This is a genomic window from Microbulbifer mixtoriginis (SeqCode) (assembly GCF_052466715.1).
In genome coordinates this window covers 3,888,876-3,915,358 of the sequence record NZ_CP174288.1, presented here as the reverse complement: position 1 = coordinate 3,915,358, position 26,483 = coordinate 3,888,876, and the positions used below count along the sequence as shown (strand labels likewise).

The 26,483-nt window shown below is 51.4% G+C and carries 30 protein-coding genes; 21 read left to right on the top strand and 9 right to left on the bottom strand.

Going from position 1 to position 26,483, the window contains the following annotated elements:
- Positions 1-3 precede the first annotated feature (3 nt).
- The 13 genes from rplR (at position 4) to ACJJH9_RS17390 (ending at position 7,545) form a co-directional block, all read left to right on the top strand.
- A complete protein-coding gene (rplR, locus tag ACJJH9_RS17450; protein WP_252084417.1) occupies positions 4-354 on the top strand; it encodes a 50S ribosomal protein L18 in 351 nt (116 codons plus the stop codon).
- Positions 355-364: 10 nt separating this feature from the next.
- Positions 365-871, top strand: coding sequence for a 30S ribosomal protein S5 (gene rpsE, locus ACJJH9_RS17445; RefSeq protein WP_252084418.1), 507 nt, complete (start codon positions 365-367; stop codon positions 869-871).
- A gap of 38 nt (positions 872-909) precedes the next feature.
- The gene (gene rpmD / locus ACJJH9_RS17440; RefSeq protein WP_020411402.1) at positions 910-1,095 is read left to right on the top strand and encodes a 50S ribosomal protein L30; all 186 of its coding nucleotides are present in this window, start codon (positions 910-912) and stop codon (positions 1,093-1,095) included.
- Between the two features lies 1 nt (position 1,096).
- On the top strand, positions 1,097-1,531 hold the full coding sequence (gene rplO, locus ACJJH9_RS17435) for a 50S ribosomal protein L15 (RefSeq protein ID WP_020411403.1): 435 nt from the start codon (positions 1,097-1,099) through the stop codon (positions 1,529-1,531).
- 11 nt (positions 1,532-1,542) lie between these two features.
- A complete protein-coding gene (gene secY / locus ACJJH9_RS17430; protein ID WP_444883684.1) occupies positions 1,543-2,889 on the top strand; it encodes a preprotein translocase subunit SecY in 1,347 nt (448 codons plus the stop codon).
- A 41-nt stretch (positions 2,890-2,930) separates the two neighbouring features.
- Positions 2,931-3,047 carry a 50S ribosomal protein L36 gene (rpmJ, locus tag ACJJH9_RS17425; RefSeq protein WP_010133825.1) on the top strand — a complete coding sequence of 39 codons (117 nt, stop codon included), beginning with the start codon at positions 2,931-2,933 and terminating at the stop codon, positions 3,045-3,047.
- Between the two features lie 348 nt (positions 3,048-3,395).
- Positions 3,396-3,752 (top strand): 30S ribosomal protein S13, encoded by a 357-nt coding sequence (gene rpsM, locus ACJJH9_RS17420; RefSeq protein ID WP_152451165.1) that lies wholly within the window; start codon positions 3,396-3,398, stop codon positions 3,750-3,752.
- A gap of 87 nt (positions 3,753-3,839) precedes the next feature.
- Positions 3,840-4,229: a 30S ribosomal protein S11 gene (gene rpsK, locus ACJJH9_RS17415; protein ID WP_020411406.1), complete on the top strand. Its 390-nt coding sequence runs from the start codon at positions 3,840-3,842 to the stop codon at positions 4,227-4,229.
- A 15-nt stretch (positions 4,230-4,244) separates the two neighbouring features.
- Positions 4,245-4,865: a 30S ribosomal protein S4 gene (gene rpsD / locus ACJJH9_RS17410; protein WP_108731669.1), complete on the top strand. Its 621-nt coding sequence runs from the start codon at positions 4,245-4,247 to the stop codon at positions 4,863-4,865.
- A 44-nt stretch (positions 4,866-4,909) separates the two neighbouring features.
- Entirely contained in the window at positions 4,910-5,914 is a 1,005-nt protein-coding gene (locus ACJJH9_RS17405) for a DNA-directed RNA polymerase subunit alpha (RefSeq protein WP_252084420.1), read from the top strand.
- 123 nt (positions 5,915-6,037) lie between these two features.
- Positions 6,038-6,424 carry a 50S ribosomal protein L17 gene (gene rplQ, locus ACJJH9_RS17400; RefSeq protein WP_152451171.1) on the top strand — a complete coding sequence of 129 codons (387 nt, stop codon included), beginning with the start codon at positions 6,038-6,040 and terminating at the stop codon, positions 6,422-6,424.
- 72 nt (positions 6,425-6,496) lie between these two features.
- Positions 6,497-6,751 carry a YeaC family protein gene (locus tag ACJJH9_RS17395; protein ID WP_444887953.1) on the top strand — a complete coding sequence of 85 codons (255 nt, stop codon included), beginning with the start codon at positions 6,497-6,499 and terminating at the stop codon, positions 6,749-6,751.
- 158 nt (positions 6,752-6,909) lie between these two features.
- Positions 6,910-7,545, top strand: a complete 636-nt coding sequence (locus tag ACJJH9_RS17390; protein WP_444923521.1) for a hypothetical protein — start codon at positions 6,910-6,912, stop codon at positions 7,543-7,545.
- 64 nt (positions 7,546-7,609) lie between these two features.
- Here the strand turns inward: ACJJH9_RS17390 and ACJJH9_RS17385 are convergent, their stop codons facing one another.
- From ACJJH9_RS17385 to uvrA, 6 genes are all read right to left on the bottom strand, one after another.
- The gene (locus tag ACJJH9_RS17385; RefSeq protein WP_444923520.1) at positions 7,610-9,064 is read right to left on the bottom strand and encodes a pectin acetylesterase-family hydrolase; all 1,455 of its coding nucleotides are present in this window, start codon (positions 9,062-9,064) and stop codon (positions 7,610-7,612) included.
- Between the two features lie 406 nt (positions 9,065-9,470).
- The gene (locus tag ACJJH9_RS17380) at positions 9,471-10,448 is read right to left on the bottom strand and encodes a 5-oxoprolinase subunit C family protein (RefSeq protein WP_444923519.1); all 978 of its coding nucleotides are present in this window, start codon (positions 10,446-10,448) and stop codon (positions 9,471-9,473) included.
- A 13-nt stretch (positions 10,449-10,461) separates the two neighbouring features.
- Positions 10,462-11,160, bottom strand: coding sequence for a 5-oxoprolinase subunit PxpB (pxpB, locus tag ACJJH9_RS17375; RefSeq protein WP_444923518.1), 699 nt, complete (start codon positions 11,158-11,160; stop codon positions 10,462-10,464).
- Positions 11,161-11,189: 29 nt separating this feature from the next.
- Positions 11,190-11,939 (bottom strand): 5-oxoprolinase subunit PxpA, encoded by a 750-nt coding sequence (gene pxpA, locus ACJJH9_RS17370; protein WP_444923517.1) that lies wholly within the window; start codon positions 11,937-11,939, stop codon positions 11,190-11,192.
- A gap of 52 nt (positions 11,940-11,991) precedes the next feature.
- Entirely contained in the window at positions 11,992-12,594 is a 603-nt protein-coding gene (locus tag ACJJH9_RS17365; RefSeq protein WP_444923516.1) for a hypothetical protein, read from the bottom strand.
- Positions 12,595-12,766: 172 nt separating this feature from the next.
- Positions 12,767-15,592, bottom strand: coding sequence for an excinuclease ABC subunit UvrA (uvrA, locus tag ACJJH9_RS17360; protein ID WP_444923515.1), 2,826 nt, complete (start codon positions 15,590-15,592; stop codon positions 12,767-12,769).
- A 160-nt stretch (positions 15,593-15,752) separates the two neighbouring features.
- On the opposite strand from uvrA, the gene ACJJH9_RS17355 reads away from it, so the two are divergent.
- The 4 genes from ACJJH9_RS17355 to ACJJH9_RS17340 all read left to right on the top strand — a co-directional run bounded on the left by ACJJH9_RS17355 (position 15,753) and on the right by ACJJH9_RS17340 (position 20,043).
- On the top strand, positions 15,753-17,159 hold the full coding sequence (locus ACJJH9_RS17355; RefSeq protein ID WP_444923514.1) for a mannose-1-phosphate guanylyltransferase/mannose-6-phosphate isomerase: 1,407 nt from the start codon (positions 15,753-15,755) through the stop codon (positions 17,157-17,159).
- Positions 17,160-17,249: 90 nt separating this feature from the next.
- Positions 17,250-18,431: an MFS transporter gene (locus ACJJH9_RS17350; protein ID WP_444923513.1), complete on the top strand. Its 1,182-nt coding sequence runs from the start codon at positions 17,250-17,252 to the stop codon at positions 18,429-18,431.
- Positions 18,432-18,592: 161 nt separating this feature from the next.
- Positions 18,593-19,180 carry a single-stranded DNA-binding protein gene (gene ssb / locus ACJJH9_RS17345; protein WP_444883695.1) on the top strand — a complete coding sequence of 196 codons (588 nt, stop codon included), beginning with the start codon at positions 18,593-18,595 and terminating at the stop codon, positions 19,178-19,180.
- A gap of 14 nt (positions 19,181-19,194) precedes the next feature.
- A complete protein-coding gene (locus ACJJH9_RS17340) occupies positions 19,195-20,043 on the top strand; it encodes a sugar nucleotide-binding protein (protein ID WP_444923512.1) in 849 nt (282 codons plus the stop codon).
- A gap of 65 nt (positions 20,044-20,108) precedes the next feature.
- On the opposite strand, the gene fabB is transcribed toward ACJJH9_RS17340, so the two are convergent.
- Both fabB and fabA read right to left on the bottom strand, forming a co-directional pair.
- Positions 20,109-21,332, bottom strand: a complete 1,224-nt coding sequence (fabB, locus tag ACJJH9_RS17335; RefSeq protein WP_444923511.1) for a beta-ketoacyl-ACP synthase I — start codon at positions 21,330-21,332, stop codon at positions 20,109-20,111.
- 65 nt (positions 21,333-21,397) lie between these two features.
- On the bottom strand, positions 21,398-21,922 hold the full coding sequence (gene fabA / locus ACJJH9_RS17330; protein WP_444923510.1) for a 3-hydroxyacyl-[acyl-carrier-protein] dehydratase FabA: 525 nt from the start codon (positions 21,920-21,922) through the stop codon (positions 21,398-21,400).
- 276 nt (positions 21,923-22,198) lie between these two features.
- On the opposite strand from fabA, the gene galU reads away from it, so the two are divergent.
- Both galU and ACJJH9_RS17320 read left to right on the top strand, forming a co-directional pair.
- The gene (gene galU / locus ACJJH9_RS17325) at positions 22,199-23,047 is read left to right on the top strand and encodes a UTP--glucose-1-phosphate uridylyltransferase GalU (protein WP_444923509.1); all 849 of its coding nucleotides are present in this window, start codon (positions 22,199-22,201) and stop codon (positions 23,045-23,047) included.
- On the top strand, positions 23,048-24,397 hold the full coding sequence (locus ACJJH9_RS17320; protein ID WP_444923508.1) for a phosphohexomutase domain-containing protein: 1,350 nt from the start codon (positions 23,048-23,050) through the stop codon (positions 24,395-24,397).
- Between the two features lie 146 nt (positions 24,398-24,543).
- Here ACJJH9_RS17320 and ispB read toward each other — a convergent pair whose 3' ends face one another.
- Positions 24,544-25,506 carry an octaprenyl diphosphate synthase gene (gene ispB / locus ACJJH9_RS17315; RefSeq protein WP_444923507.1) on the bottom strand — a complete coding sequence of 321 codons (963 nt, stop codon included), beginning with the start codon at positions 25,504-25,506 and terminating at the stop codon, positions 24,544-24,546.
- Between the two features lie 247 nt (positions 25,507-25,753).
- Here ispB and rplU point away from each other — a divergent pair, with 247 nt between their 5' ends.
- Complete coding sequence (gene rplU, locus ACJJH9_RS17310; protein WP_252084438.1) at positions 25,754-26,065, top strand: 50S ribosomal protein L21; 312 nt, start codon at positions 25,754-25,756, stop codon at positions 26,063-26,065.
- A 17-nt stretch (positions 26,066-26,082) separates the two neighbouring features.
- A complete protein-coding gene (rpmA, locus tag ACJJH9_RS17305) occupies positions 26,083-26,340 on the top strand; it encodes a 50S ribosomal protein L27 (protein ID WP_067086922.1) in 258 nt (85 codons plus the stop codon).
- Positions 26,341-26,483 lie beyond the last annotated feature (143 nt).

Below are 26,483 nucleotides of genomic sequence, written 5' to 3'. Positions count from 1 at the left end.
GATATGAACGTTAAGAAAGCATCTCGCTTGCGTCGTGCACGTCGTGCCCGCGCCAAGATCCGTGAGCTGGGCGCCGTTCGCCTCACCGTGAACCGCACACCGCGTCACATTTACGCACAGATCCTGTCTGCCGAAGGCAATGCGGTATTGGCTTCTGCCTCTACCCTGGACAAGGACCTGCGCGAAGGTAAAACCGGTAACGTCGACGCCGCTTCCGCGGTTGGCAAACTGATCGCTGAGCGCGCGAAAGCCGCTGGTGTTGAAGAAGTTGCCTTCGATCGCAGTGGCTTCAAGTTCCATGGCCGTGTAAAGGCTCTGGCTGACGCTGCCCGCGAAGCCGGTCTGAAATTCTAAGGGTTGAGTTATGGCTAGAGAGAAAGACAAAAGCAACGACGAAGGCCTGCAGGAGAAGCTGGTCCAGGTCAATCGCGTTGCCAAGACTGTTAAAGGTGGTCGTATCTTCGCCTTTACCGCACTGACCGTAGTTGGTGATGGCAATGGCCGTGTCGGTTTCGGGCGTGGCAAGGCGCGTGAAGTGCCTGTTGCGATCCAGAAAGCGATGGAAGCTGCACGCCGCAATATGATCCAGGTAGAGCTGAATGGTGACACCATCCAGTACGCTACCAATGGTCGCCACGGCGGTTCCAAGGTTTACATGCAGCCCGCCTCCCAGGGTACCGGTGTAATTGCCGGCGGTGCCATGCGCTCCGTACTGGAAATGGCTGGTGTACACAACGTACTGGCTAAGTGCTACGGCTCTACCAACCCGGTGAACGTAGTACGTGCAACTTTCAAAGCTCTGGATCAAATGCAGAGCCCGGAAGATGTAGCTGCCAAGCGCGGTAAATCAGTCGAAGAGATTCTGGGCTAATCATAGCCCAGATTTAAGGTTATTGGTGGGTTAAGACCATGGCTAAGAAGACCATTAAAGTCACCCAGACCAAAAGCATCAACGGACGCCTGAAAAGTCATCAGGCGTGCGTTGCGGGTCTGGGCCTGCGCCGCATCGGCCACACAGTGGAAGTGGAAGATACTCCTTCCGTGCGCGGCATGATCAACAAAGTAAACTACCTGGTTAAGGTTGAGGGGGAATAACATGCGTTTGAATGACCTGTCTCCCGCACAAGGCCACAAGCACAGCGCCAAGCGCGTTGGCCGTGGTATTGGTAGTGGTTTAGGTAAGACCGGTGGCCGCGGCCACAAAGGTCAAAAAGCGCGCTCCGGCGGCAGCGTTCGTCCGGGCTTCGAAGGCGGTCAGATGCCTTTGCAGAAGCGTCTGCCTAAGTACGGTTTCACCGCTCGTGTTTCTCGCTTCACCGCAGAAGTACGTCTGGCAGAGCTGGCCAAGGTAGAAAGTGACGTAATCGATTTGGCAGCGCTGAAGAATGCCGATATCATCGGCAGCCATATTAAACGCGCCAAAGTGTTTCTCTCAGGTGAGCTGACTAAAGCTGTAACCGTAAAGGGGCTGGGAGTGACCAAAGGCGCAAAGGCGGCTATCGAAGCTGCTGGCGGTAAAATAGAAGACTAATCGAGGCGCCAATGGCACGACCAGGATCCGGTGGAAATCCCCTGGGCAACAGCAAGGGATTGGGCGAGCTCTGGGCTCGCCTTCGTTTTCTGTTTCTAGCGATACTTGTTTATCGCTTGGGAACACATATTCCGGTGCCCGGCATTGATCCGGAAAAGCTGTCAAATCTGTTTAATCAGAATCAGGGAACCATCCTTGGTCTGTTTAACATGTTTTCAGGCGGCGCCCTGGAAAGGATGAGTATTCTGGCTCTGGGCATCATGCCCTACATCTCCGCATCCATCATTATGCAGTTGATGAGTGCGGTGACTCCCTCTCTGGAAGCATTGAAGAAAGAAGGGGAGGCCGGAAGGCGTAAGATCAACCAGTACACCCGTTATCTGACGGTGGTGTTGGCCCTGATTCAGGGTATCGGCATGACCTTTGGGTTGGCAGGGCAAAATCTGGCTTACTCATCTGAGCCTGCGTTTGGTTTTTACTTTGTGGCGGTAACGTCGCTGGTGACCGGTGCCGTATTCATGATGTGGCTCGGTGAGCAGATCACTGAGCGCGGTGTGGGCAACGGCATTTCCATGCTGATTTTTGCCGGTATCGTTGCTGGGTTACCCGGCGCTATCGGACAGGCGTTCGAGCAGGCCCGACAGGGTGAGTTGCATATTCTTATGCTGCTTATCATCGGTGTTATCGCTTTAGCTGTGGTGTTCTTTGTTGTAGTAATGGAGCGCGGTCAGCGCCGAATTACGATCAACCACGCCAGGCGACAAGCCGGTCGCTACTCCGCAGCACCAGCTGCGCAGGCGAGCCACCTGCCTCTGAAGGTGAATATGGCCGGTGTTATTCCGGTGATCTTCGCCAGCAGTATCCTGCTGTTCCCAGCGACGCTGGCACAGTGGTTTGGACAGGGTGGTGAAGGTGTCGGTGCCCAGATTCTGCAGTGGATGGCATTGCAGCTGGGGCCAGGGCAGCCGCTGAACATTATTCTGTTCGCACTGCTGATTGGTTTCTTCTGTTTCTTCTATACGGCGTTGATGTTCAACCCGAATGAAGTTGCAGATAACCTGAAAAAGTCTGGTGCCTATGTACCTGGTATTCGTCCAGGTGAGCAGACAGCCCGCTATATCGATAGTGTGTTGACCCGACTCACTCTGGTAGGTGCTGTGTATATCGCACTGGTATCCCTGCTGCCGCAGTTCCTGGTGGTTGGGTTTAACGTTCCCTTCTATCTGGGGGGTACCTCACTGCTGATCGTTGTAGTAGTAGTGATGGACTTTATGGCACAGGTACAATCGCATCTGTTGTCACACCAGTACGAAGGCTTGATGAAAAAAGCGAACCTGCAAGGCTACGGTCGTCGCTAGTGCGTCACCTGCTCGCAGTTTGATTGAATTGAGGTAAGGTCATGAAAGTACGCGCTTCTGTAAAAAAGATCTGCCGTAACTGCAAAATCGTGCGTCGCAAGGGCGTTCTGCGGGTAATCTGCAGCGCTGAGCCACGTCACAAGCAGCGTCAAGGCTAATAGGGGCCAGCCCCTTACAGAGAGCGTCCGTTGGGCGCCTCTGTAAAAGCTGGAAAAATTCGCTATTTGTTACAGCCCCGTAATGAATGGCAACACCATAAAGAATTTCTTTGTGGTGGGAGGTCAGCCTAAAGGTTGGACCTCCGCTAGGGGGCGTTGACTGTCGTCCACATCCGCTGCGGGAGGCCGTGGTGGGCGTGGGCTATTGCAATTTGGTGTCTGAAAAGCTATTCTTGCGCGCCTTTTTGGTGGCGCCGTCGGTTTTTTAGTCGCTGTCAGCGCCGAAATCAAAGTAGAGTCACATACTTAATATAAAGCAGTGGCTCCCAATACGTGGAGTACGCCTCTATGGCACGTATTGCTGGTGTCAATGTACCAGACCACAAGCACGCCGTGATCTCCCTGACCCACATTTATGGGGTAGGTCTTACTACGGCTAAGTCTATTTTGGCAGCGGTTGGTATCGCTGAATCCACCAAAATCCGCGACCTGTCTGAAGAGCAGATCGAAACCATCCGCGGTGAAGTTGCAAAGCTTACCGTAGAAGGCGACCTGCGCCGTGAAGTATCCATGAACATCAAGCGTTTGATGGACCTGGGTTGCTATCGCGGTCTGCGTCACCGTCGCAGCTTGCCGCTGCGTGGTCAGCGCACCAAGACCAATGCTCGTACCCGTAAGGGTCCGCGCAAGCCGATTCGCAAGTAAGCCTTAACTAAGGCGCGAAATCGCGGTTCAAGATGCCCCGGCCGGCTAATCGCCGAGGGGATTTGATACAGGATTTAGGATACTGGTATGGCTAAGCCAAAAACTACTGTTCGCAAAAAGGTCAAAAAGACCGTTGTCGACGGTATTGCCCACATCCACGCATCGTTCAACAACACGATCGTGACGATCACTGATCGCCAGGGTAATACCCTCAGCTGGGCCACCGCAGGTGGATCTGGCTTCCGTGGCTCACGTAAGAGCACCCCGTTTGCAGCCCAGGTTGCCGCTGAGCGCGCAGGTACTGCAGCTCAGGAATACGGCCTGAAAAACCTCGACGTAGAAGTGAAGGGCCCTGGCCCCGGTCGCGAATCCGCTGTTCGCGCACTGAACAACTGCGGCTACAAAATCACCAACATCACCGACGTGACGCCTATCCCGCATAACGGATGTCGTCCGCCCAAGAAACGTCGCGTGTAAGAGGGGGCTGATAGAATGGCACGTTATATTGGACCAAAATGTAAACTGTCCCGTCGTGAAGGGACTGACCTGCAGCTGAAGAGTGGTGTACGTCCGCACGACTCCAAGTGTCGCGCAGAATCTAAGCCCGGTCAGCATGGCGCTGGTCGCGGCCGTCTGTCCGACTACGGCATCCAGCTGCGTGAAAAGCAAAAAGTTCGTCGTATCTACGGCGTACTGGAAAAGCAGTTCCGTAACTACTATAAGGAAGCAGCACGTCTGAAGGGCGCTACAGGTGAAAACCTGCTGCAACTTCTCGAGCAGCGTCTGGACAACGTGGTTTACCGCATGGGCTTCGGCTCAACTCGCTCTGAAGCGCGTCAGCTGGTTTCCCACAAAGCAATTCTTGTAAACGGCACTACCGTTAACATCCCTTCTTTCCAAGTTAAAGAAGGCGACGTTATCGCTGTACGTGAGAAAGCCAAGAAGCAGCTGCGTATCCAGAATTCCGTTTCCCTCGCTGCCCAGCGTGGCGATGTCGAGTGGGTAGACGTAAACGCGAGCAAACTGGAAGGCACTTTTAAGCGCACTCCGGATCGTGTCGATCTGCCGGCAGAGATCAACGAAAACCTTATTGTGGAACTGTACTCCAAGTAACAATTAGTCCACTTTAAGGAATGCAACTGTAAACAGGTATGGCTATGCAGACTGCTGTCAACGAGTTTTTGACACCGCGTCGTATTGACGTCACCGAGTACAATCCGAATCACGCCAAAGTGGTTCTGGAGCCCCTGGAGCGTGGTTTCGGCCACACTCTTGGCAATGCGCTGCGTCGCATCCTGCTGTCCTCCATGCCGGGCTGCGCCGTCACCGAAGTAGAAATCGACGGTGTCGAGCACGAGTACAGCGCGATTGAAGGCGTGCAAGAAGATGTTATTGAAATCTTGCTCAACCTGAAAGAAATCGCGGTTGTTATGCACGGCAAAGATCAGGCGGTATTAAGCCTGAGCAAGAAGGGCCCGGGTGCAGTGACCGCTGGAGATATCCAGGTAGATCACGATATCGAGATTGTGAATCCTGAACACGTGATTGCCAATATCACAGGTGATGTAGAACTCAACCTGCGACTCACTGTTGCGCGTGGACGTGGTTATCAGCCCGCCGACGCTCGCCGTGATGAGGAAGAGGAAAGCCGCGCGATTGGCCGTCTGCAACTGGACGCATCTTACAGCCCGGTTCGCCGTGTATCTTACAGCGTGGAAAGCGCGCGTGTAGAGCAGCGTACCGATCTAGATAAGCTGGTTTTGGACCTAGAGACCAATGGTACTCTGGACCCAGAAGAAGCTATTCGTCGTGCAGCCACTATTCTGCAGCAACAGCTGGCAGTATTTGTGGACCTGGAAGGCGAGAAAGATGCGCAACCGAAGGCGGAAGAGCCCGAAGTTGACCCAGTATTGCTGCGCCCGGTTGACGACCTGGAACTCACCGTACGTTCGGCTAACTGTCTGAAAGCGGAAAATATCTACTACATCGGTGACCTGATTCAGCGCACTGAAGTAGAGCTGCTGAAGACTCCGAACCTTGGCAAGAAGTCTCTGACTGAAATCAAGGATGTACTGGCTTCCCGTGGTTTGTCACTGGGTATGCGTCTGGAAAACTGGCCACCGGCCAGCCTTAAAGGCGATAGCAAATTAAGCCCCCTGTAAGCATTTGGTAGTCGCGGCGATGTCGCGACTAGTAGAAAGAACCCGAGCGGTGCCACAGCTTAGCGCGACACCGCTCCAGAACGACCTGCTGAGACAGCAACTGTGGTCGTAAGGAATTGAGTCATGCGTCATCGCTATAGTGGCCGTAAATTCAGCCGTACCAGCGCTCACCGCAAGGCCATGTTCAAGAACATGACCGCTTCTCTGGTAGAGCACGAACTGATCAAAACTACACTGCCAAAAGCCAAGGAGCTGCGTCGCGTCGCCGAGCCGCTGATTACCCTGGCTAAGAAAGACAGTGTTGCCAACCGTCGTCTGGCTTTCGCTCGTATCCGTGATAAGGATGCTGTGCGCAAGTTGTTCGATGAGCTGGGTCCTCGTTACGAAGCCCGTCCAGGTGGATATATCCGTATCCTGAAGTGTGGTTTCCGCGCTGGTGACAAAGCACCGATGGCTTACGTTGAACTGGTGGATCGTCCACAAGTTGAAGACGAAGCTGCTGAAGCATAAGTTGCACTAGCAATTTTGCTACGGAAGGCCGGTCATAGACCGGCCTTTTTTGTATATACGGGAGAATTTTGTATGTCTTTTGAGCAGTTGTTAAATAATTTGAACCCGCAAATTGTTGCCAGTCTGCGACGAGCAATTGAGTTGGGCAAATGGCCCAATGGTGTTGTGATTACTGCAGAGCAACGCAGTCTCTGTGCAGAGGCGGTTGCCAGCTGGGAGGCCCAAAATCTGCCTAAAGAGCAGCAGCTAGGCTATGTCGCACCAAAGACCTCCAAAGACCCCTGTTCTGCTAAAAAAGGTGATGAACAACCTTTGAGCTGGGTATAAGTCGCTTTAGCTGATTTACTTACTTTCCAGCTGTTTAATAGATATTGGCGCATATCTCTTCAGCTGGGACGCCCTTCCCATTCATCCCCCCGCTTTTCTCTGCTTATATAGTTACCGACATAACGAAATATAAATTTAAATTTGCTCGGTAATTGGATATGAAAAAACTGATATTGCTTGCCGGTGCAGTAAGCCTAGCTGTTGTCGGCATTGATCATTACGATATTAATGTCAAAGAAAGTGTGGCGAGAGTGCAACAGTTTGTGCAGCCATTAAAGGAAAATAATAGGTTGGCACAGGATATCTCTGAAAAAATACCTTGGTCAGAGCTGGATACAACGGAGATGGTGGAACTACTGGACCATCCTCGGGTGAAGGCCTATCTCGATCGTGAGAAGTTAAAGCAGGAGTTAAAAGATTACTTTGCCGACCTTGGGAACTTATCCAGTGCTGAGGCCTGGGACGCGATTGAGCGGGTGGAGAATGAAAAACGAGTAACGGGTTATGAAGCGCTGTCGATGAAACTAGCCTGGTTAGAAAAAAATAGCCTTAACGAAGCTGATTTCAAGCAGCGCGCAGAAGAACTTTTTAATATTTATCGAGAAAAGGCTCAGTCAGTGATTAGCCGCTATGACCCACATACTCAAGTGCCAGGCTTCTCTACCTATAAAGATCTAGAGCGTTCTATTGTTGAAGAGGTTCAGCAAATGACATCTTTCCCCAATGGAATGAATAAGCAAGAATATTTGCGACAACGCTTACAGGAAGCTCGGGAAACGGTTTACGGAAGCTAATCAATAAACAGTGCTGCTACTTTTAGTACTTTTAGCAGCAGCACTGCCCTACGCCTGATACGAGTTACATAAACAGGCCAATTAGGTCATAGAACCAATTACTGTTGTTTTCAAAGTCGGAGACTTTGTCTGTCTCATAGGCGCGGATCATGCCGCCACCGTTGTGGTTCACGATATTGTCCAGAAAATCCTTTAACTCCAGTCCATGCTCGGCGATTTCGCCGTATTTAAGATCAATAATCGTGGTGCAGTGGCTCTCATTTAGGTTGCGAAACATTGGGAAGTAGTAGCCCCAATTACTGGTTTGATCCAAGAGTGGTATTAGATTTTCATGGGTGTCCTTTTGCCAGCGCTGGCGCAGTTTATCTAAGCGAGAGTTGGCATCTGGGTCGTTGTAAATATCTTCGTAGAAGCGCTCATAGGAGTATGAAGAAAAGTTACCATCCGCCAGGAAGTGCGTGATACCCAGGCGATCTGTAGGGAATTTATCTGACAGTGCACGGTATATCGAAGCCAACTGATTGCTGTCAAATCCTGGAGTAAAAGATTTTATCGCATTAATAGGGTTCTCTTCATTGGGATCCCCATCAGTTGTATAAGTAGTCCAGGAATGAAGCACTTCGTTGTGTAACGGTAAGGATGGGTATTGAGTGTTGTTATCACTGTCCAGAGGCGCTTTGTAAAGCGGGCCGGAATCATCTATCAGATAGCCGTATTCGACATCCATATCCTCACGAAGCTTCGTGTAATTTAACAGAGCCCCTACGCTGCCTGCACTGCAACCAGCGGCAAGCATTTGCTTGGGTTTCTGCAAATTATTCTTTACCCATGAGGTTACTGCCTGCACATTGCGCAGGCCATTATGATGCCAAATTAGATCCGAATTCTGTCCAGTCTTATCCTTATATATCTCTGTCTTATCACCAACATAAATATCACCAGTGCAGTATGGAACGTAAACCATGTTCCACTCGCCAGTTTTATACTGGTTGTAAGGATGGTGAGTATAAATAAGGGGTGAAACACCTGCGGTAGTGAGATTATCGAAATTTGTGAAATCTAAGAGGTGTACATTACTGAGATAGTCATCAGGGATGCCATTAGGGTTGCGTGCCCCGCGAATACCAGCCTGGCCGGAGCAGCTTTCATAGTCCCAACAGGCACCGCCACCTTCAAAATAAAAAATGGTATTGCTGGTATCGGGCACCCGATAAACAAAAAATTTATAGGGGGAGCCATTGCCACACATGGCGCCGGTACTGGCAGGAACATCTACTTTTTGCCAAGTATTAAAATCTTTAGGCTCGAAGTCATCGTTAAAGCTTGGGTCGTGCATGGTCAGAGGATACATCCCCTGAGCTTGCTGGGTAGAGACCGGTGCATCAGCGTTGGGAGGGTCAAAGAGGTGTTTGAGGGTTTTCCAAAAATTGTAATCACCTGGTTCTGCTTGTGCATATGAGGTGATAAGGAGTGAGCTGGCAATAAATGCCATAGTTAAACCACGGAGAATTTTTATCATTATTAATCCCCTTCCGGTAATTGGTGTTTTCTCTCTGGACCAGGCCGCATCGCGAACACAAGTTGTAGAAAATAACGTCACTTCAACGCTTGCAGTTAGCTAAGTAGGACACTCGTCCAAATCGCGCTTTAGGTAAAACCCAAGAAGACTAGTTAATAATGGACTTTTGGTCTAGCTAAAGACTAATTAAAACTACTAAGTCATGCTGGACCAATTGGTCTGACAGATTTCGTGAAAAATATTTTATTAAGTTGGGAGTGTCGATGGTTTTTGGAGTGCGCGTTGGTTGGTTTGGATAAATATTGCTTAGTCACAATGTGTGACTAGGCTGCTACATAAGGGGGCGACTTTCGTAGTTTAATTGTTTTTCTTACATAAAGTGAAAAACGTTAACCTAAGCCTTGCTTTAGAGGATGAAAGACTCATTATTTTCTGGTGCTAGATTATTTTTAAGGTTCTCAAGATACTTCATTTTTTTTAATAGTATCTCTCTTGCCTGTGCTTGATTGACTAGTTGAAAATTAATTTTATCCTGAGCCTTGAGTTGTCCTAATCTATGCAGGTCGGCTCGAATGATATGGGCAATACGAGGATATCCGCCGATAGTTTGCCCCTCAATAAAAGAAATAATGGGTTCGCCATTGTTAGGTATCTGAATACTGCCTGGGTAAAGTCCGGAGGAAATCATTTCATCCGAACTGTCCATAATAGCTTTAGAGTCTACAATGATTGACGGGGATAGGCGAATCCCCATACGATTGCTCTGGGCGGATACTTGAAAGGTTTTTCTAAAAAAATTATTTAATGTTAACTTTGTAAATCGCTTTTTTTCTGGTCCGTAGATGACTCTCAAAAGTGGTCGAGATTGATAGCAGGGTTGTAGGCTTCGATCTATGTGAGCGGATTTTGCGATGCGAATATTTTTCAAATGAAAGCGTTCTTCGTAACTGATAGCCTTTCCTTTGTTGCCTCCAAAGTGACTGATTAAGTGTGTTGATACGCTGTTGAAAGCCTGGGAGGTAGAAATTTTGGCGGATAAGCCAATATATGCTCTGGTGCCACTTAGTAGTTGACCAAATTCTAAAATATCTCCCCGCTTAACTTTGATGACCTTGTAATTTTCTACAGTTATTTTATTTAACAGGACATTGAATTGTGCTCCTGTGATAGCTATTGAGATATCACATTCGAACCTAATAACTGGACCAGTTAACGTTAATTCAAATACAGGGTTGTTAAGGCAGTTGCCCAATAGCAGGTTGGCAAGTTGCATGGACAGGATGTCGGCTGCGCCCCCCTGGGGAATTCCACAGTGCATTAGACCTGGGCGTCCAAAGTCCTGAATGCTCGTTTGTAGGCCTGGACGAATAAAATAGATACTCATAGTTGGATCAGTTTCACATTATAGACTGATGAATATCGTCAAATTCTGCTTGATTGATCGAATAGAACTTAATGATATCTAATGGATCTGCAATAAATGGATGGCTGCTATAGGGTTGGAATAATTGAATGGGAGTCTGGCCGATAATTTGCCACCCTCCAGGTGTGGCTTGTGGGTAAACTCCTGTCTGGCTGCCGCCGATGCCAACAGCTCCTGCAGGAATGCGCACTCGTGGATTTTTTTTACGAGGACATTCCAGTCTAGGGTTGAGACCGCCGAGATACAAAAATCCGGGAGTAAAGCCCAACATATGTACGAGATAAGAGGGTGCTGTATGCAGCTTAATAATTTCTTTGCTGGATAAGCCGGTGTGCCTGCTCAATATTAAAATGTCTGGAGCAAAAATTGATTCATAGCACACAGGAATGCGAATAGTGCGGGATTTTTGTGAATTTTTTTTGGGGGCTTTAAGGAAGTCTTGAATTGATTGTTGAACTTTCTGTGAGAGTATCTCGCTATCAAATAAAGCAGGGTTAAAAATCAGAGTCAGACATTGATAGGCAGGAATTAATTCAATAAAGTTATTTGGGTTTTTATTAAGGAGATATTCTTTAAGCTCAATAATATAACGGCTAAGGTTTTCACTTGGCTCTGAGTTGAAACGGATATCTAACGCACTATCTCCATTTGGGTAAACACTAAAATCGAGCATAGTCGAGTGATTTCTTTGTTTGGAGGATGTCACGATTGTATGTTCAGGCCATGATGTTGTAGGTGCTTGACTAGTGCTTTTGCGATTTTTAGAGCGGCAGGGTTGTCACCATGTAAACAAATCGTATCCACAGAGAATTTCAGCGGTGTGCCATAATAGCTGGTGAAGTCTGTACCCTTTGCCAATGCGACAGCTCGTTCTAGGCAGTTTTCAATATTGTTTAGCACTGAGCCAGGTAGATTACGTGGGGCTAATTTGTCTTTGTTTAAGTAGTGCCTATCTATAAAACCCTCCCGATAAAAGGTGCACTGCTTCTCTATTGCCACAGACTCCATCGCTCCGTTGGCTAAACCGATAATTTTCAGAGAGGGATACTCTTTGGCGAAGAGTGAGATAATTTCTTTAGCGAGTAACCTATCTGCTTCGGCATCGTTATATAAAGCGCCATGTAGTTTAACGTGATCCAGCAGTACACCTGCTTCAGTAGTCAGGAATTGCAGCTGCTCGATCTGTTGAAACAATGAGTCAAGTAATAGATTTATTGGGAGTTTGACAGACTTTCTTCCAAAATTTTCCCGGTCTGGATAACCGGGGTGTGCTCCAATTTTTAAATGATGTTTTTGTGCGTTGAAAATGGAAAGGCGCATAATGTCCCGGTTTCCTGCGTGAGCGCCACAGGCGATATTGCAGCGGGAAATAAAGGGCATGATTTGCGTGTCTTTAATGCAGCTTTTTAGATCGCTACCTTCACCTAGGTCACAGTTGATGTCTATGCGCATAATATCAGTCCCTTCGACTTGCACTCATCTTTAGGTCTAAACTATGTCATTTTCAACTTGTAGGGCAAGACTTCACCTCTGAAGAAATTTGTACACCTTTTGATTCATAGCAGTCGCCCAGAGGTGAGCAAAAACATGCTTTCACTTCAATGTCATTTCTTAACGCATTTAACTTTGTCCAAAGTGGTTCATTGGCGGCTGTTCTTTGAAGTGTCAAGAATTTTAGGGAGAAATGTGAAGCGATAATGGCTTGTTCTAATATTACTGTGTTTAAGCCACTCCTTGCCGCGAGAGTGCTTTCTCCTTTATTTTCTAGCTCGTGAATCGTCTGATATAAATTTTTTTCTTCTTTGTGGCAGCAAGAGGTTAGAAACGCTTCAAGATCTGAGTAAGTCTTATCATGATAAGTGAACTCTAGAGACTTCAGGATTGCGGGTCCCGAGCCGGCGTTATGTAATGAGAAAATTATAGTTGGTTTTTGTGTCGCTCCATCAAAGTTTCCTTGGTCAAATTTAACCACAGGCATAGTCATAACTCGGACTTGTTTGTTTGCGGCCTTGGCTTGCAGATAAGTGGCATAAAAAGAGGCTATAGAAATTAAAATTGCGCATAATGCAATTATTAAGTTGAGCCTTTCTTTATTGAGAAAATTCATTTGTTTAGGTCTTTAAAAGGTAAGGGGAGCCTTCGAGTAATTCACAGAGGTACTTCTCTTGCTTCAGGGGGATAGCCCCCCTGAAGCAAGACAAAATACTTAGAGTCTTTTAAGAGCAGAATAGAGATTTGCCAGAAAAGTGCCGAGGGGGCCAAACGTTCTGGCCATCAATTTATCCAAGCATGGGTTTAAGGAAACGCCCTGTATGAGAAACTTTCATTTCTGCCACATCCTCTGGAGTCCCTGCTGCAATAATCTGTCCTCCACCGGAGCCGCCTTCTGGGCCTAGGTCCACAATCCAGTCGGCAGTTTTAATGACGTCGAGATTATGTTCGATAACCACGATGGTATTGCCGTGATCGCGCAGGCGATGTAAGACATCCAGTAATAATTGGATGTCGGCAAAATGCAGGCCAGTGGTGGGTTCATCAAGGATATATAAGGTTTGGCCGGTGTCGCGCTTGGACAGTTCACGAGAGAGTTTTACTCGCTGCGCTTCGCCACCGGAAAGTGTGGTGGCCGCCTGGCCAAGTTTGATATAGGAGAGACCGACATCCATCAGGGTTTGTAATTTCTTGGCAATTGCGGGCACGGGGTCAAAAAACTCTCGCGCATCTTCCACTGTCATTTCTAATACTTCGTGGATATTTTTACCTTTGTAATGTACTTCCAGGGTTTCGCGGTTGTACCGTTTACCATGACAGGTGTCGCAGGGCACATAGATATCCGGTAGAAAATGCATTTCCACTTTGATCACACCGTCGCCCTGACAAGCCTCACAGCGACCGCCTTTTACATTAAAGCTGAAACGGCCTGGCTTGTAGCCACGTGAGCGCGCTTCCTGGGTACCGGCAAATAGCTCTCGAATCGGGGTAAAAATACCTGTGTAGGTGGCCGGATTAGACCTTGGGGTGCGGCCGATAGGGCTCTGATCGATATCCACACATTTATCGAAATGCTCTAACCCATGAACGGACTTATAAGGGGAGGCCTTCAAGGTGGTGGCTTTATTGAGTGCTGTGGCAGCAAGAGGGTAGAGGGTGGTATTGATTAGGGTCGATTTCCCAGAGCCTGAGACACCAGTGACACAGGTAAAGAGGCCTACGGGGATTTCCAGGTCTACGTTTTGCAAATTGTTGCCGCTGGCACCTTCGAGGCGCAGCATATAGTCCTCGTTGGGGATATAGCGCTCTTCCGGTACAGCAATTTTCTTTTTTCCGGACAGGTACTGTCCGGTGAGAGATTTTTTACACTTGGTGATTTTATCCGCGGTACCAGCCGCGACGACTTCGCCACCATGAACACCGGCACCGGGGCCTATATCGACAATAAAGTCGGCACTGCGGATAGCGTCCTCATCGTGCTCAACGACAATGACTGTGTTACCGATATCGCGTAGATGGGTAAGAGTGTTAAGTAGGCGTTCGTTGTCCCGTTGGTGTAAGCCAATAGAAGGCTCGTCGAGGATATACATTACGCCCACCAGGCCGGCCCCGATCTGGCTGGCCAGGCGAATCCGCTGTGCCTCACCGCCAGATAGAGTTTCTGCGCTGCGATTCAGAGTTAGGTAGTTGAGTCCCACATCTACCAGGAAGCGAAAGCGATCGCGCAGCTCTTTAAGAATTTTATCGGCAATTTCTTTTTGGGCACCTCTGAAGGTCAGCTCGTGATCAAAATAGTTGAAAGCATCGCCGACGGGCAGCTCGGTAATCTGTGCCAGGGTACGATTGTCCACAAAGACATGACGGGCCTCGCGGCGCAGTCGGGTGCCATGGCACTCAGGGCATTTTTGTGTGCTCAGGTATTTGGCCAGTTCTTCGCGTACAGATTGGGATTCCGTGTCCCGATAACGGCGTTGGAAGTTGGGAATAATGCCCTCGAAAGTGTGCTGTCGCACGGTAATATCACCGCGATCATTCACATAGCTGAAGTCGATTTCCTCATCGCCGCTGCCCTGTAAAATGATCTTGCGGTGCCCCTTGCGTAGTTTCTTCCAGGGTTTGTCCAGATCGAAGCCGTAGTGCTCGGCGAGGGAGTCGAGCATGTGATAGTAGTAGATGTTGCGTCTGTCCCAACCGCGAATAGCACCCTCGGAGATGCTGCTCTCTGGGTCGAGAATCACCTTATCCTCGTCAAAGAACTGCTTAACCCCCAGGCCGTCGCAACTGGGGCAGGCGCCGGCCGGGTTGTTGAAGGAAAACAGGCGCGGTTCCAGTTCGTCCAGTGAATAGTCACAGACGGGGCAGGCGTGGCGTGCGGAAAAAAGTCGGTCTTCCTGGTCACCTTCCATAAAACTGATGGAAGCGATGCCATCGGTGAGATTCAAAGCAGTTTCGAAGGACTCCGCCAGGCGTAACTGCAGGTCATCGCGCACCTTAAAGCGGTCTACCACAACCTCTACGGTGTGCTTGCGTCGCTTGTCCAGCTTGGGCGTGTCGTCCAGATCACAGATAACGCCATCGATACGTGCTCGAACGAAGCCGTCACGGCGCAGCTGTTCAAATACATGCTGGTGCTCGCCCTTGCGGTCGCGTACTACAGGTGCCAGTAGCATCAGCTTAGTGCCCTCCGGCAGGGTCAGTACCTGATCCACCATCTGGCTCACGGTCTGGGCCTGTAGCGGTTCGTCGTGTTCCGGGCAGCGCGGTTCGCCGACACGGGCGAACAGCAGCCTGAGGTAGTCGTAAATCTCAGTAATGGTGCCTACGGTGGAGCGCGGGTTGTGGGAGGTGGACTTCTGCTCAATGGAGATGGCCGGCGACAGTCCCTCAACAGTATCCACATCCGGTTTTTCCATCATCGATAGGAATTGCCGTGCATAGGTGGATAGGGATTCCACATAGCGGCGCTGGCCTTCAGCGTAAAGGGTGTCAAAGGCCAGGGAGGATTTACCGGAACCAGACAGTCCGGTTATCACGATCAGCTTGTCGCGGGGGATGTCCAGATCGATATTTTTCAGGTTGTGGGTGCGAGCACCCCTCACATAAATCGTGTCCACGCTCTACCTATATTGCTGCTAATACTGGGCCGGGCCACGGACTTGCTCCGCACGGGGCGATCACAACTGCGGTGCCGGGAAAACAGTCGAGTATAAACTCGCGACCCAATGTGCCAAAATCGTATACCGCAAAAAACCAACCGATGAACAGATAGCGCTGATGATCCCTGTAATTCTTTGTGGCGGCACTGGCTCGCGCCTGTGGCCACTGTCCCGGGAAACCTACCCAAAGCAGTTTTTGCCGCTAACAGGTGAAGAAACCATGTTGCAGGCCACCGCGAGGCGGTTGGAAGGCGTGGCACAGCTACAGGCTCCGATTTTAGTGTGCAATGAGGAGCATCGCTTTGCTGCAGCGGAGCAGTTGCGCGAGATTGGTCACGGTGCCCAATCTATTTTGCTGGAGCCCTGCGTGCGCAATACGGCACCCGCTATCGCTCTGGCGGCCCTAGCTGCGCTTGAATCTGGTGAAGATCCCCTGCTACTGATATTGCCGGCGGACCACGCGGTGGCCGATGTGGCGGCCTTTCAGAAGGCACTCAAGCCTGCCCGGGCCTTGGCTGAGCAGGGACATTTGGTGACTTTTGGCATTGTTCCGACAAGAGCTGAGACCGGTTACGGTTATATCCGCCGCGGAGAAGGGCTTTCTGCTGGCGCCTGGGCAGTCGCAGAATTTGTTGAAAAGCCTGATGCCGAGACAGCTGAGACCTATCTGGCCGATGGCGGTTATTCCTGGAATAGCGGTATGTTCCTATTCCGCGCTTCCCGTTATCTGGAGGAACTGGGCCAGCATCGAGAGGATATTCTCGGTGCCTGTCGCACTGCCTACGAGAAGGCCGCTCGAGATCTCGACTTTACCCGGGTGGATAGAGAGGCCTTCGCCGCTTGTGCCGATGAATCTGTGGATTATGCGGTTATGGAGCCTACGGAGTCGGCGGCGGTAGTGCCTATGGATGCTGGCTGGAGCGATGTGGGCTCCTGGCTGGGTTTGTGGGAGCTTGCCGAGCGGGATGACGACGACAACCTGCTGCAAGGAGATGTGTTGCAGGAAGACAGCAGCGGTTGCCTGGTGCGTGCGGAAAGTCGCTTGGTCAGTTTACTCGGTGTAGAGGACCTGGTGGTGGTGGATACCGACGACGCCCTGCTGATTGCTGACAAACAGCGGGTTCAGGAGGTGAAAAAACTGGTGGGGAGCCTCAAGCGCTCCGGCCGCAGCGAGGCCCAGCGACACCGCAAGGTGTATAGACCTTGGGGCTACTACGACTCTATCGATGCGGGTCCGCGTTTTCAGGTAAAACGCATCGTGGTTAAGCCTGGACAACAGCTTTCACTGCAGATGCACCACCACCGCGCGGAGCACTGGATTGTGGTGCGTGGCACCGCAAGGGTGACCCGCGGTGATGAAGAGCTGCTGGTTACCGAGAATCAATCCACCTATATCCCCCTGGGGGTTACGCACCGGTTGGAAAATCCCGGCACCATCCCTCTGGAGCTGATCGAGGTGCAGTCCGGCAGCTACCTGGGCGAGGACGATATAGTCCGTTTCGATGACCACTATGGTCGAGGCTAGATCTCCGCGAAAGTTGTACTGCTCCCACTACAGCCCGGCGCTCACTCGCTGTACAATGCGCGCCCACTTTGACGCTGTTCCGGGAGCTGCATGAATTCTATTGAGCGCCGAGCCCTGGGTGGGCTGGCTTCCCTTTATGTGTTTCGCATGCTCGGCCTGTTTATGGTGCTGCCGGTGCTCACGGTGTACGGTGAAGGCTATCGTGATAGCACTCCGATGCTGCTGGGGTTGGCCATGGGTGCCTACGGTTTGAGTCAGGCCTTATTGCAGATTCCGCTGGGACTTCTGTCTGATCGCTGGGGCCGAAAACCCGTAATTTATACCGGCCTGGCGCTATTCGCCCTAGGCAGTATCGTCGCTGCTCAGACAGATTCCGTATATGGGCTGATTGTCGGCCGGGTGTTACAGGGGTGTGGAGCGATCGCTGCCGCAGTGATGGCGCTGGTGGCTGATTTGACCCGGGATGAGAAGCGCGGCATTGCCATGGCCGTGATCGGGGCCTCGATCGGTGTGGCCTTTATGTTGGCGGTAATACTGGGCCCGGCACTCGCGGGTGTTGGCGGACTGCCGGCCATTTTCTGGCTGACAGCAGTATTGGCCGTACTCGGCATGTTGCTGGTATGGCGGGTGGTGCCAACACCTCAAGTAGCAAAGCGCCCTGCGGTATTTAATGGCGGTTTCCGCAAAGTATTGGGTAGTGGCCTGACTTGGCGCTTGGTCAGCGGGGCCTTCTTTTCTCACTTACTACTGACGGCGCTGTTTGTGGCATTGCCACTGGTGCTAGTCGATCGACTGGATTGGCCGGCGGATGAGCACTGGAAGCTTTATGGTCCACTAATGCTGGGCACCTTTATCATTATGCTGCCCTTAATGCGTATGGCCGAGCGCACTGGCAAAGTGCCGCTTGCGCTGAACCTGGCGGCGCTTGCTCTGGTGGCTGGCAGCGCGGCGTTACTGCCGATGAATGGGACAATAGCAGTTGTACTGCTGCTGAGTATTTTCTTTGTGGGCTTCAATCTGTTGGAAGCCTTACTGCCGGCCCAGTTGACTCGCAAAGCCCCGGAGGATGCCCGTGGGGCAGCTTCGGGCCTGTATGCGACGCTACAGTTTTTTGGCACCTTTGTCGGCGGCAGTCTGGGCGGATATCTGTACGGACTCGGTGGCACCAGTGCGGTGGCGGGGCTCGGTTTTGCTGTAGTGGCAATTTGGATACTGCTTTGGTGGGCTCTACGCGAGCGGCTCTCCGATATCCGTGAGGGTAGCGCTTACTAACAGTGGGTGTCTGTTGTATGCTGCTGTATAAAAATACACTGTCTGCAGCTGTAAGTGGCTGTGTACTTACATATTCAGAGTACGAGTGAAACCGTACCTGAAATTTAATATTGAATGATTAGTGCTCCGGGTGGGACCCGGGTCGAAGAGAGGAGAGGGCCATGGCCAGGGGTATCAACAAAGTAATCTTAATTGGCAATCTGGGTAATGACCCGGAAACCAAATATATGCCGAGCGGTGGTGCGGTTACCAACATTAGCTTAGCCACTAGCGAGAGCTGGAAGGATAAGCAGACTGGCCAGCAACAGGAGCGCACTGAATGGCACCGCGTAGTATTTTTCAACCGCTTGGCAGAGATTGCCGGTGAGTATTTACGTAAAGGTGCAAAGGTCTATGTAGAAGGTTCGCTGCGCACGCGTAAATGGCAGGATAAGAATACTGGTCAGGATCGCTACACTACGGAGATTGTTGCCAGCGAAATGCAAATGCTGGATGGTCGCGGAGAGCAGGGCGGTTTTGGTCAGGGTATGGGCGGTGCCGCAATGGGTGCGGCAGGTGCAGCTATGGGGAGCCAGATGGGCGGTCAGCAAGGCGGTTACGAACAGCAGGGCGGTTTCCAGCAAGGTGGCTATCAGCAGGGTAATCAGGGGCGCCAGGCTCCCAGTAACCAACAGCAACCTGCGCAGCAGCAAAGCCAGGGCCCTGCCGGTGGTTTTGATAATAGCTTTGACGACGATATCCCCTTCTAAAACAGGCCTGTCCTGTGTCTGATCTACATACCGGATATAAGCCGGATCGGGTTGCGCTGATTCGCGCCGGAAACGATATCGATAGCGCGCTGCAGAAACGCCTGCAGCGTGCTGGTTTCCGTATACAGCTGCTCGCACCCGCAGAACTCGATAAGTTGCGCCCCGCCTCTATTGTCATTAATGCGTCGGCATGCGTGGATGACCAGGGCATGCCGGAAGCCCTGGAGGTTGCTGAGTCATTGGCACAGTGCTCCTGTCAGCATGTTATTCACCTCTCTTCCTATGCGGTCTTTGCCGGTGGTGAACCGAGGAAATATGACGAGGATGAGGTAGCTGCACCTCAATCTCACAGTGGGCGGCAATGGCTGGCTTGTGAGGAAGCCTTATCAGAATTTGAGAATCTGACAGTTCTGCGTTTTGGCTGGATGGTGGATAGCAATCCGGATGCTCTGCTGGGGCGGGTGTTACGGGGTTTTGTGACGGGTGAGCCGGTCACACTGGATGGCTGCAATAGCGGTAACCCGGTCACGGCCCTGGATCTGGCTCGTGTTGCAGTGGCAGTGGCGCAGCAACTAGCCAGTGGCGCTGAGGCTAGAGGGATCTATCACTACGGCAGCTCGGATGACTGTACTGCGGTGGAGTTTGCCCTTGAGGTTGTGGAGCGAGCCCAGTCACTCTACGATGAGGGCAGATTCGCACAATTCAGCGCACTGGAAACCGGGCCGGACCAGAACCGGGGGGTGGTGTTGGCCTGTGGTAAGTTGCGCGATGTCTTTGGCATACAGCAGCATAGCTGGCGCCAAGGCCTCACTAGGCAGGTGGAGCTGTGGTTGGAGCGTCTGGATGCTGAGATGCAGGAATAGCTTTAGAGCGATTGTAAAAAGGGCGCCAATGTGGCGCCCTTTTTATTTGGATCAAGATAACAGCTTTAAACTTTATCGAAAATCAGGCACGCGTTGGTACCACCGAAACCAAAGCTGTTGGACATGGCACGCTTAATCTCGCACTCGCGCAATTCAGTGACTAGATCCATCCCTTCCGCTTCTGGGTCCCGGTGCTCCACATTGGCAGAAGCGGCAATAAAGTTATTTTGCATCATTAGCAGACTGTAGATGGCCTCCTGCACGCCGGCAGCGCCGAGGGAGTGTCCGGTTAGAGACTTGGTGGAGGCAAATGCGGGCACTTTGCCGGCAAAGACTTCGCTCATGGCTTTTAGCTCAGCGATATCGCCGACCGGGGTTGAGGTGCCGTGGGTGTTGATGTAGTCCACACCGCCTTGCAGCCCTTTGCCATCCATACCTGCCAGGGCTTGCTGCATGCAGCGCACTGCGCCTTCTCCACTCGGGGCCACCATATCGTATCCATCAGAAGTTGCGCCGTAGCCAGTGAGTTCGGCGTAAATGGTTGCGCCGCGGGCGAGTGCATGGTCCATTTCTTCCAGAATCAGACAGCCACCACCACCGGCGATAACAAAACCATCCCGATCGGCATCGTAGGGGCGTGAGGCCTTAGTGGGTTCGTTGTTAAACTTGCTCGATAGGGCGCCCATGGCGTCGAACAGGTGCGTGAGACTCCAGGCCAGTTCCTCACCGCCACCGGCGAAGACAATATCCTGTTTGCCCATCTGAATCAGCTCGGCACCGTTGCCGATGCAGTGGGCACTTGTGGCACATGCAGAGGAGATGCTGTAGTTCACACCTTTGATTTTATAGGGTGTGGATAAGCAGGCTGAAACGGTGCTGTTCATCACCTGGGGAACTCGGTAGGCGCCGACACGGCGAACCCCCTTTTCCTTGAGCGTGTGTGCGGCATCAATAATATTTTGGGTGGAGGTGCCGCCGGAACCCATCACAATGCCGGTTCGAGGGTTGGAGATGTCTTTCTCCTCCAAGCCAGACATTTCGATTGCCTCTCGCATGGCGATGTAAGCATAGGCGGCAGCATCTCCCATAAAGCGCAGTTGCTTGCGGTCTATATGCTCTTTGAAATCGATATCCACAGGGCCTGCAACTTGGCTGCGCAGGCCTAGCTCTTTGTACTCCTCCTGGAAGCGGATACCGCTGCGGCCTGCTCTTAGTGAATCGGTAACTTCTTTTGTATTGGTACCGATACAGGATGTGATGCCCATCCCGGTAATGACTACCCGACGCATAGTGATCTCCAACAGTACTTGGTAGTAAAGGCCTTTAAAGTTTTGCCCGCCTGAGCTTAATAAAGTTAAAAGTTATCAGTACGAGTAAATAAACCAACGCGAAGGTCTTTTGCAGTGTAGATTTCACGCCCATCCACCGACACAGTGCCATCGCCAATGCCCATAACCAGCTTTCGTTCAACAAGCCGAGACATTTGAATGTGGTAGGTTACCTTCTTGCTGGTAGGTAAAATCTGACCGGTAAACTTTACCTCCCCACAGCCGAGGGCACGGCCATGTCCGGGATTACCCTTCCAGGCCAAAAAATAGCCTAGGAGCTGCCACATAGCATCGAGCCCCAAGCACCCGGGCATTACCGGGTCACCGGGAAAGTGGCAATCAAAAAACCAGAGGTCGGAGTGTATGTCTAGCTCGGCGATGACTTCACCCTTATCATATGCTCCCCCCTCTTTTGATATATGGGTGATACGGTCCAACATCAGCATGTTGGGGGCGGGCAATTGTGCATTGCCTGGGCCAAACATCTCTCCGCTGGAGCAGGTCAGTAGCTCCTCTCTGTTGTAGCTACTTTTTTGAACAAAATTACTCATCTTCTCCCCGGCTTTGGGTGGTTACGCAACTCATGTTGAGCGTTTTTGTAAGAGCGGGCATTCTAAGCGCTGTGTGTCGCTTGTCCAGTCAGTCAAAATTATTTTTGTGACTGTCGTAGTAATTACCTTCACAACATCTTATATGATCATTTGTGTAGAGCGCTGACACATTGAGGGAATTTGACGCCATCCTTTGTAAGTGAACTCTCTTTTTAGCTATGTTAGGTTCCCGTCGGGCGCGGGGGAGCGCTCGTTTTAAGTTCATGGGGGAGCATAATGCTCAAAAAATGTTTATTCCCGGTTGCCGGTTACGGCACCCGTTTCCTGCCAGCCACCAAGGCGATGCCGAAGGAAATGTTGCCACTGGTGAACAAGCCGTTGGTGCAGTATGGGGTAGAAGAGGCCATCGAAGCCGGCCTGACAGAGATAGGTTTCGTTACTGGGCGCGGTAAGCGCGCTATTGAGGACCACTTTGATACCAATTACGAGCTGGAGCACCAAATCGCTGGCACCGGTAAAGAGCGCTACCTTGAGTCGGTCCACAAAGTAATTGAAAGTGCCAGCTTTTCTTATACCCGCCAAGGCGAAATGCGTGGTTTGGGCGATGCGATATTACAGGGACGCCGCTTGGTGGGGGATGAGCCATTTGGAGTAGTGTTGGCGGATGACCTGTGTCTAAATAATGACCTTGGCGTACTTTCTCAGATGGTGCAGCTTTACAAGCAGTTTCGCTGCAGCATAGTGGCCGTCGAAGAAGTGCCTATGGAGCAGATTCATAAATTCGGTGTGATTGCCGGCAATGAAATCAAGCCGGGCCTATACCAGGTAACGGATATGGTGGAAAAGCCGGCCGCTGAAGATGCGCCAAGCAACAAGGCAATCATAGGCCGCTATATTCTCACTCCAGATATTTTTGATCTTATCCGCGATACCCCGCCGGGCAAAAATGGAGAAGTGCAAATTACCGATGCGTTGCTGACCCAGGCGCGCCAGGGCTGTGTTCTTGCTTACGCTTTTAAGGGGCGGCGCTTTGACTGTGGCTCTGTGGAAGGGTTTATTGAGGCTACTAACCACGTCTTTGAAAGTGTGTATCTGCCGGAACAGGCTGCCGAGGAGAAAAAATAAGTGTCAGAGCTGACCTGCTTTAAAGCCTATGATTTGCGTGGCCGCGTGCCTGATGAGCTGAATACCGAAGTGGCTTATCGGGTGGGGCGGGCATTTGCCCAATTTCTGGGGGCGAAACGTGTTGTGGTTGGTCATGATATTCGACTCACCAGTGGTGAGCTGACGGATGCCCTGGTGAACGGTTTGCGCGACGCTGGTACGGATGTCTTCCACATTGGTGAATGCGGCACCGAAGAAGTGTATTTCGCTACTTTCCATGGTGATTTTGATGGCGGTATCTGTGTTACCGCCAGCCATAACCCCATGAATTACAATGGCATGAAGTTTGTTCGTGCGGGTAGTAGGCCGATTAGTGGGGATACCGGGTTATTGGAAATCAAGCGCCTGGCAGAGGAGAACTACTTCGCTCCTGTTGCAGAGCGCGGTGAACTGCAGAGCTTTGAGCACAGGCCGGCTTTTGTTGAGCACTTATTGGGTTATGTTGATAGTAAAGCGCTGAAGCCTTTGAAGCTGGTAGTGAATGCGGGCAATGGTGGTGCAGGTGCAGTTGTCGATGCGCTAGCCCCTCACTTGCCTTTTGAGTTTGTGCGGGTTCACCATCAGCCAGATGGGAATTTCCCCAACGGTATCCCCAACCCAATCCTACCGGAAAACCGTGCCTCTACTGCAGAGGCGGTGCGTGAGAGTGGCGCCGACTTTGGTATTGCCTGGGATGGAGATTTTGACCGCTGTTTCTTCTTCGATGAAAACGGTGATTTTATCGAGGGCTACTATGTGGTCGGCCTGCTTGCCGAGGCCTTTCTGGTGAAGCACAAAGGCGCCAAAGTGGTTCACGATCCGCGCCTGCTGTGGAATACGGAAGATATTGTGCGTGCTGCTGGGGGTGAGCCAGTCCAGAGCAAAACTGGTCATGCCTTTATTAAGGAGCGCATGCGCAAAGAAGATGCCATTTATGGTGGTGAGATGAGTGCACACCATTATTTCCGTGACTTCGCCTATTGCGATAGTGGCATGATCCCTTGGTTGTTGGTGGCGGAGCTGGTCAGCCGAAGCGGTAAGACTCTGTCCCAGTTGGTGGGAGAACGTATGGCGGCTTTCCCTTGCTCGGGTGAGATCAACTCCAAGGTGCAGGATGCGGCAGCGGTTATTAAAGCTGCAGAGGAAAAGTATGGTGTAGATGCACTCAGTGTCGAGCACGTGGATGGTCTGAGCGTGGCTTATGCCGAGTGGCGCTTTAATTTACGCATGTCCAATACTGAACCCGTGATTCGCCTCAATGTTGAGTCCCGCGGGGATAAGGCTTTGATGCGTGAGAAGACCGAAGAGCTACTAAAGCTGATTCGTTCATGATTGATTTCCTGATCAGCTCTGAATAGGCTTCATGAGCTGCCGCCTTGAAATTAAAAAAGCCCCATTTTATGGGGCTTTTTTGATGGGTGCTGGTTTACGGCATCTGGCCTTCTCGTATCCAGGGCTAGGACGATACTCCGAGCTTGCTAGACATTTCTCTCCACGGCAAAGCTGGCTAGTTGTTGTAGTGCGGTTTTTTGATCACTCTCGGGTAGGAAATCCAGCTGAGTTTTGGCATCCTCCACGGCAGCGCGGGCCCGCTCCATGGTGTAATCCAGTGCTCCGCAGGCCTCAATAGCCTCGACAATTTCTACCAGCTTTGCTGCACTGCGCTGTTCAATCGCCTCCTTTACCAGAGCCGCCTGGTTTTGGCTGCCATTGGCCATGGTGTAGATCAGGGGCAGTGTGGGCTTGCCCTCCGCAAGATCGTCGCCGACATTTTTGCCTAGTTCTTCCGGGTTGCCTCGATAATCCAGGGCGTCATCCACCAGCTGGAATGCGAGGCCTAAATGGCGTCCATACAGTTTCAGGGCATTTTGTTCCTCGGCGGAACAGTCGGCCAAAACGGCGGCGGCCTCACAGGCCGCTTCGAACAACGCTCCGGTTTTCTTGTAAATTACACTGAAGTAGTTTTCTTCGCCGACCTCTGGGTCGCCGGCGTTTACCAGCTGCTGTACTTCACCTTCGGCAATGGTGTTGGTGGTGTCAGAGAGGATTGCCATGATGCGCATGTCCTGTAGGGTAATCATCATCTGGAAGGCACGGGAGTATAGAAAGTCTCCCACCAGGACGCTGGGTGCATTGCCCCATTTGGCATTGGCGGTAAGGCGGCCGCGGCGCATATCGGAAGTGTCCACCACATCATCGTGAAGCAGGGTGGCGGTGTGGATAAATTCGATAATGGTGGCCAAATCAATATGGCCCTTATCTTGGTAGTTACAGGCTCTGGCACATAGCAGCACCAGAAGGGGTCGCAGGCGTTTGCCGCCGGCTTCAACCAAGTAGTGGCCTATATTTTCCACCAGGGGGACATCCGAGTGCAGTTGGTCGAGAATACGCTGGTTGACCGCGGCAAAGTCTTCGGCGGCGACCCGGTGAAAAGGCAGCATTTGAGAGTTCCTTAATACGACTAGACAGGCGCCCCCGAAGGCTCGGGCGGCAGAGGGCCGCTATTGTATCAACCCGGCGAATTGATTAGAATCTGCGCCCCGTCGATTGCGGGCTCCGCGGCTTTACTGTTGTTGGTGCCGCCGGCGAAATAGATGTTAAACAACACGGCGCAAGCTCCCGAAATGCGGAGCAGTGACTCGATAGTCCTCCCGCTGCTTCGTGTCGTCCATACCGGAGCATAGAAATATGTACGCTGTTATTGAGAGCGGTGGCAAGCAACACCGTGTAGAAGAAGGCGAAGTACTTCGCCTGGAAAAGCTGGAAGTAGCTACTGGCGAAACCATCGATTTCGACAAAGTGCTGATGGTCGTTGATGGCGACAAAATCAACATCGGCGCTCCCGTTGTAGACGGCGCTAAAGTATCTGCTGAAGTGGTAAGCCACGGCCGCGGCGAGAAAGTGAAGATCATCAAATTCCGCCGTCGTAAGCACTCCATGAAGCGCCAGGGCCACCGTCAGTGGTACACCGAAGTTAAAATCACTGGCATCAAGGCATAAGAGAGGAGTAACGACTCATGGCACATAAGAAAGCTGGCGGTAGTACGCGAAATGGTCGCGATTCCGAGAGTAAACGCCTGGGCGTGAAGCGCTTTGGCGGCCAAGCTGTAGCGGCAGGCAACATCATCGTTCGTCAACGTGGCACCAAGTTCCATGCTGGTGTTAACGTTGGTATGGGCAAAGACCACACCCTGTTCGCCACTGCGGACGGCGTTGTGAAGTTTGAAGTTAAAGGCCCCAACAACCGCAAGTTCGTTTCTATCGAAACTGCTTAAGCGGTCGCAAGCCCTAGCTTCATAAAAAGCCCCGCTATTGCGGGGCTTTTTTGTTGGGGCAGCCCTAATAGAGGGGTGGTGGGAAGTTGGGGCGGCAGATGCCTGCGAGTGGCGGCTTGTCGGCTGGTATGATGAATATGATG